The 2339-nt window shown below is 58.6% G+C and carries 3 protein-coding genes; all 3 read right to left on the bottom strand.

The features are described from left to right. Nucleotides 1–172: 172 nt before the first annotated feature. Nucleotides 173–799 (bottom strand): dihydrofolate reductase family protein, encoded by a 627-nt coding sequence (locus JHD67_RS21265; protein ID WP_199101139.1) that lies wholly within the window; start codon nt 797–799, stop codon nt 173–175. Between the two features lie 244 nt (nt 800–1043). Continuing rightward, nucleotides 1044–1364 carry a DUF2489 domain-containing protein gene (locus JHD67_RS21260; RefSeq protein WP_199101138.1) on the bottom strand — a complete coding sequence of 107 codons (321 nt, stop codon included), beginning with the start codon at nt 1362–1364 and terminating at the stop codon, nt 1044–1046. Between the two features lie 370 nt (nt 1365–1734). Next, nucleotides 1735–2190: a hypothetical protein gene (locus JHD67_RS21255; RefSeq protein WP_199101137.1), complete on the bottom strand. Its 456-nt coding sequence runs from the start codon at nt 2188–2190 to the stop codon at nt 1735–1737. Nucleotides 2191–2339 lie beyond the last annotated feature (149 nt).

Raw genomic sequence — 2339 nt, 5'->3', positions numbered from 1 at the left:
AATGCCGTGTTGCCGGCCGCTGGCGTCGGTGGGGCCACCCGCCGCACTGAAATCAGCCGACGCGAACAAGCATACGAATGGCTCGCCAAGGTCCAACTAGGCCCCGATACCGAGCGGAACATAACCCTGCGTCCGCTGGATAGCCCACGCCCCAACGCCCGTTGAAGAGCTGTCAAGCCGGCCGATAGACCTGCGCCATCGCGCCCAGCGGAAAAGCCTTCGAGCTGACCAGCGTGAGCGGTCTCGGTGCGGGCAGCGCGGAGAAGATCGGCAGGCCCTCCCCCAACACGATGGGATAGACCATCAGCATGTACTCATCCACCAGGTCATGCGCAATGAGGCTGCGCGCGAAGGTGCCGCCGCCAAGGGCAATGATCGGCTTGCCGTCTGTTGCCTTCAGCCGGGTGATTTCGTCGGCCAGATCGCCGCTGGCTACATACGCGTTCGCCCAGCTTTCCGCCCCGGGTTGAAGCGGTCCGCTTGAGGCGTCGCCGGCCTTGGCCTGGGCGTCCCGAAGTCCCTGGGTGGCCGCCTCCAGCACCGCCTGCCCCTGTTTTGAAAAGACCGCCTTGGGGATCTGGTTCATTGGTGGCGCGAACGCCATGGTGGATGTTGGCCAGAATGGGGCCATGCTCTGAAAGGAACGACTGCCCATGATGATCAGGCTGGCGTTCCACATGTTCTCCAACTTCCAGGCGATGGCCTCTTGGTCACCGCTGAATACCCATTGGATGTCGCCCTTGGGGCCACTGACAAAACCGTCCAGCGACATGGACATGGTGAGGATCAACTTTCTCACTGCTCTCTCCTCGCAGGAATTCCGTCGAATTGCGGGCCTGATCCTCCGGTTCGACTCCATCGGCAACCCGCATTCATTACCACGTCGAACGGCCGGCCTTGAAATCGACACGCCGGCCGATGCAGATTACGGTGACCGCTGAACAGCGTTCTGGCATGGCTTGAGCAATCCGCTGATTTTGAACACCCCCTGCTGTTGCTCAATCGGCCAACCCGAAAGGTTCGCTCTGGGTCGGGAGCGGACCTCAGCCGTAGGAGTCGATAATGTCGATGCAGTCACTCCGGATCTTCGGCCTGAATTCAGCCTCTATGGCTGCAAGCCTGGTATCGCTTTCCAGCAACGCAGAGCGCGCCCAATGCAAACGCTCATTTCCTATGGGAAGTCCCATTGTTGCGGCCAGAAATTGCCTGAAGACCTGATACCGCAAGTCGTCTTGCAGCAATAGCCAATGAAGCGCCTTGTTGATGCGAACACAGCCAACGCCAATGCCAACCTGCAAAGACAGGAGCGCCGTGGCAGCCGAAACCATCTGCTTCTTTCGCGCAATTTCCTGTTCGGGTGTCATCCGACAAATCCGTAATTTTCGCCTTGGAAATGTCGGCTTCGGGTCGGGAGCGGACGTTTCCGATCCTAAAGCTTTCGTGAGATCGGATGTCCTAGCTTTGCCAACACCACTGAGGCGATGGTAAATAGCAGCCACAGGGCAATAAACGCTTCGACAAAGTGCAATGGAGTCGTAAACCAAGCACCGATGCTACTTGTAGGCGCTAGCTGTCCGGCCGCCCAGCCCCCTATAAGAGTGAAAGCGAAGAGAGTGCCCCAGACAATACCCGTCGGCGTTAGCGTCGTCTTCGACATAGGTTCCCCCTCTTTGACTAAATCGAAACGGAGTTTCACGCGTCCGCTGTGGGTCGGGAGCGGACAACCGGCGCTTTTCAATTGAGGTCTCTCAGACCCCGGAACCAGCTGTCGAATCGGTCGTCGAGACCGTAGGCATACTTGTCCAGGGAGAATGATCGCCCGCCTTTCGGAACGATCACTGGATAGAACGCTCCGGGTCCTTTGGCGTAGCGACGGCCGGCAATCTCCGCGACGAGCAACACCCTGTGAACAAATGGCTTGCGCTGCTCAAAGCGGTCTGCACATATCGTCACCTGTGCGGTAAAGGCCCACGCTACGCCGTAGACGGCCAGTGCTGCAAAGAGTGCAATAAGTGAGTAAGCCAGGCCGTCACTCTTCGTGTGGATTGCCCCGGATATCGCAGCAAACAGCAAGCTGACCGGAACGACGGCGAGTCCAACTACGCAGATTCTCACCCATAACTGGACCTTGTAGATGGCGGGATAACTGTTCTCTGCTTCCCGGGCGTGCTGAGCACCTGAAATGTCCACGACTCCCCTTTGTGTCCGCCATGGGTTGCGACTTCAGCCGGTCAACGCAACACACTATAGACGCGCGAGCGGAAGGAGTGTTGCATGGCACCCAGACTTCGGCGGCACATTACGGATAGCGAGAAGACCCAGTTGTGGGAGCGATGGCA

The organism is Dyella sp. ASV21, assembly GCF_016428975.1.
Classification (GTDB): Bacteria; Pseudomonadota; Gammaproteobacteria; order Xanthomonadales; family Rhodanobacteraceae; genus Dyella.
Note: the sequence above shows the minus strand (reverse complement) of the source record. Positions and strands in the feature narration are given on the sequence as shown.

Excerpts from the sequence above, each read along its gene's own strand:
- JHD67_RS21260 (WP_199101138.1), bottom strand. The coding sequence starts at position 1,364 with ATGACACCCGAACAGGAAATTGCGCGAAAGAAGCAGATGGTTTCGGCT.